Origin of the sequence: Rheinheimera sp. EpRS3 (assembly GCF_001513785.1) — a bacterium.
GTDB lineage: Bacteria > Pseudomonadota > Gammaproteobacteria > Enterobacterales > Alteromonadaceae > Alishewanella.
Window position 1 is genome coordinate 1 of sequence record NZ_LNQS01000005.1, and the last position, 3,629, is coordinate 3,629.

The window sequence follows — 3,629 nt, forward strand, 5'->3', positions numbered from 1 at the left end:
CGTTTACGTGCGGTTTATTACGTTCAAATTTAGCCTTAGCCATGAATAGACCCTTTTTAACAAAACGGCGGTTATTTAATTAGTGTGTTGTTTTGAATAGCTTGAGAGGTGTCAAGATGGTGCTGATACCCAGAATCGAACTGGGGACCTCATCCTTACCAAGGATGCGCTCTACCGCCTGAGCTATATCAGCAACGTTTTTGATTGGAGCGGGCAGCGGGAATCGAACCCGCATCTTCAGCTTGGAAGGCTGAGGTAATAGCCATTATACGATGCCCGCGGCCTACTCGTAGCTATTCTTCTGACGAAGATGGTGGAGGGGGAAGGATTCGAACCTTCGAAGGCAGTGCCGGCAGATTTACAGTCTGATCCCTTTGGCCACTCGGGAACCCCTCCACTAATGGTGCCGCTTATCCGAGTCGAACGGATGACCTACTGATTACAAGTCAGTTGCTCTACCAACTGAGCTAAAGCGGCACTACGTCAGTGGGTGCGAATTCTAGTGGAATGCCCTAAGCCGTGCAACAGAAAAAACCAAAAAAGCGTTAATTTCCTGCCTAAACGCTCATAAAGTGCGCAAACAAGCCATTACATGTCGATATAACGCGCCAGTCCATGGAAAATCAGTAAAGGTTCTACAACAATAGGTAAATCTGACAGATAAGATTTAAGAAACTTACTGTCGCCCCCGGTTAACACTAACTTGTTACACGGTGTTTGCTGCCATGCCAACCTGATTGCGCCTAAAACCGCGGCTAAACAACCATTTTGCAAACCTGTCACCGTGTCAGCACCCGGCTCCAACCGGCCGTTAAACATTTCAGAATTAAACACCTTGGCGGTGTTTTTCACCACCGCCTGTTGCTGCATCCTGAGTCCGGGAATAATCCAGCCACCAGCATGTTGGCCATCCTGTGCTAACCAATCAATAGTTACGGCAGTACCGGCGTCTACTATTAATGTGTTTTGTGACGGAAACAGTAACTGCGTACCAAGCATGGCCAGCCAACGATCTACTCCCAACATTTGTGGCTGCTGGTAGCTATTACTGACACCGCAAGCTTTTGCTTCAGAATATACCTGACGCCAGGGTAAATGGTCCAAACCCAGCTGCTGTTTAATAGCAGCAACTTTTTCTTGTGAGGCGACACTGGCAAAGTACACCGCTTTAATTGGCAATTTGGCCAGATTATCCGGTGCCAATTGTGGCAAAGCCGTAACTTTACCACTTTTGATCAGTGCGGCTTTCTCCCGGGTATTACCGATATCCAGTAACAAATACACACTAATCTCCCGCACGCAAACTAAGTTCGCCACCGAAATAGGCTTGTACACCTGCAGCCGTTTCAATCAATAAGGCACCTTGTTGATCTACACCGAGGCAAGTACCCTTTATCTCAGTATTGCCAATTAACTTTACAGCCTTATCACGGTACTGATTATACTGATTAAACTCATCAACAAAGCTACTAAAACCGGTATTGGTAAACTGGGTAAGTAGTGTCATCAGTTGTTTTTGTAACAATACTACCAGTAGGTTGCGTTCTATCACTTGGCCAGATGCTATGGTCAAGTCGATATATTGTTGATCTATATTGTCCAGCGCCTGCTGCGGCAGACGAATATTCATGCCAATACCGATGATAACATCACAGCCGGCATGGGCTTGCCCCGCCAGCTCTACCAAAATACCGCACAACTTTTTACCATCTATATATACATCATTTGGCCATTTAACCTTAGCATCAACCTGATACTGCTGTTTTAACAACCTGGCTATGGCTATGGCAACTACCAAACTCAATCCCATCGCCGCCTGAATCCCTTGTTCCAGTCGCCAATACATAGAGAAATACAGACTGGCAGCAAAGGGTGAATACCAATTACGGCCTCGCCGACCTCTACCTGCAGTTTGCGCTTCCGCCACCAAGGTATAACCGCGCTCCGTTACCAAACCATCCTGCACTTTTTGCATCAACTGGCTGTTGGTTGAATCGGTAATATTCTGCACCAAAATATCGGCACCGCCGCTTTGGCGCAACTGACTTATCTTTGCCGCATCCAGTAACGTAAGTGGCTCAGCCAGGCAATAACCACGGCCTTTCACTTTATAGATATCCAGCCCAAGTTGTTGTAGTTGCTGAATATGGTTTGCAATAGCAGTACGACTTAAGCCCAAGGTTTCTGCTAATAGCTGGCCAGATTGAAATTCGCCATAGCTTAAGGCACTGAGCAATTGGCGCTGAGTCACTAAACTGGCTTTGCTCATCTGACTGGCTGTCCGGCGCTATTTAACATACGTACTTCAGCCTCTAACTCAATACCATAAGCATCAAACACTTGCTGCTGCACGGCAGTAATAAGCTGCTCTAACTCAGCGGGCGTGCCGGCTCCATGATTTACCACCACCAGCGGCTGTAACTTATAACAACCCACTTCACCGTAACGCTTACCTTTAAAGCCTTGCTGCTCTATCAACCAAGCAGCCGGAATCTTTACGCTATCATCGGACTGGGTAAACCCAGGCATATCAGCATATTTTGCTTTCAGCTCAATATAGTGCTGTTTCGCAACAACAGGGTTTTTAAAGAAGCTGCCACAATTAGCCAGCACCATCGGGTCAGGTAATTTACTGCTACGCACTGCAATAACCTGACTGAAGATAGTATCGATCGTTGCGTCAGAGGCCAGATGATCAAGCCCTTTATAAGCTAACACCCGTGCAGGTTGCTTACTCAGACATAATCCCACCGCAGTGATAATACCTTTACCTGTCAGGGTATGCTTAAACACGCTGTCTCGGTAGCCAAACTGGCAACGACCTGCAGCAATACGCTGCACCTTACGCTGTTGCCAGTGGTAAAAATCCACATATAAACAGCTGTCTGCCAGCTCAACACCGTAAGCACCGATATTTTGCACCGGCGCGGCACCGACTGAACCCGGGATTAGCGCCAGGTTTTCTATACCCCACAGCTGCTGTTCAACTGCCCAGCTAACCAACTGATGCCAGTTATGACCGGCCTCCACGTGTAGTAACACATGCTGCCGATCCAGCTCTGTAACCGTTTTGCTATCTGCCACAAAGCGGCAGATGGGCGCAGTAAGATCCTGCATAAAAATGGTATTGCTGCCCTCACCCAACACAACAGGAGTTGTATCGGAATGGAAGTTCTCCAGCTCAGCAACAGAACCAAACTCTGTAATAGCAGCCAGCTGAGCATTAAAGCGGAAAGTAGAATACGGAACGGCAGAAATATTAGTCAAAGTGCGCATGATCAGGCCAGTTAACGCTAATACCGCTATTGTAATGATGTGGTTGACGAAGCGCAAAGCAAAAAGGCCTACCGGTGAGGGTAGGCCTTCTGCTTGAATTGGGAGGCTGCGGGGCTGGCCGTCCAGCGGTGAACTACTTTGCTCGGCACATCGTGCGCCTCGTCCCTGCGGGACCAGCCGTTGGCTGTCCAAAAATGTTCCGAACATTTTTGTCGCATAGCTTTTCGCTCGCTCGGGCAGATAACCCATCGGCAATACAAATAAAAAAACCCTTCGTTTTCACGAAGGGTCTGTTTATTTGGGAGCCTGGCGGTGAACTACTCTCGCATAGCGAATGCTACACTACCATCGTC

Annotated in this window: 3 protein-coding genes and 4 tRNA genes; all 7 read right to left on the bottom strand. The window is 47.8% G+C overall.

The annotated features are described in order from the left end of the window. Positions 1 to 117 precede the first annotated feature (117 nt). Positions 118 to 193, bottom strand: a tRNA-Thr gene (locus AR688_RS07200). 12 nt (positions 194 to 205) lie between these two features. Continuing rightward, positions 206 to 280, bottom strand: a tRNA-Gly gene (locus AR688_RS07205). Between the two features lie 31 nt (positions 281 to 311). Beyond that, positions 312 to 396, bottom strand: a tRNA-Tyr gene (locus AR688_RS07210). A gap of 5 nt (positions 397 to 401) precedes the next feature. Then, positions 402 to 477: transfer RNA gene (locus AR688_RS07215), tRNA-Thr, on the bottom strand. Positions 478 to 588: 111 nt separating this feature from the next. Beyond that, positions 589 to 1,284: a type III pantothenate kinase gene (locus AR688_RS07220; protein ID WP_068231349.1), complete on the bottom strand. Its 696-nt coding sequence runs from the start codon at positions 1,282 to 1,284 to the stop codon at positions 589 to 591. A gap of 1 nt (position 1,285) precedes the next feature. Then, positions 1,286 to 2,269, bottom strand: coding sequence for a bifunctional biotin--[acetyl-CoA-carboxylase] ligase/biotin operon repressor BirA (birA, locus tag AR688_RS07225; protein WP_068231352.1), 984 nt, complete (start codon positions 2,267 to 2,269; stop codon positions 1,286 to 1,288). Next, the gene (gene murB / locus AR688_RS07230; RefSeq protein ID WP_068231354.1) at positions 2,266 to 3,276 is read right to left on the bottom strand and encodes a UDP-N-acetylmuramate dehydrogenase; all 1,011 of its coding nucleotides are present in this window, start codon (positions 3,274 to 3,276) and stop codon (positions 2,266 to 2,268) included. The genes birA and murB overlap by 4 nt, the downstream gene beginning before the upstream one ends. Positions 3,277 to 3,629: the final 353 nt, after the last annotated feature.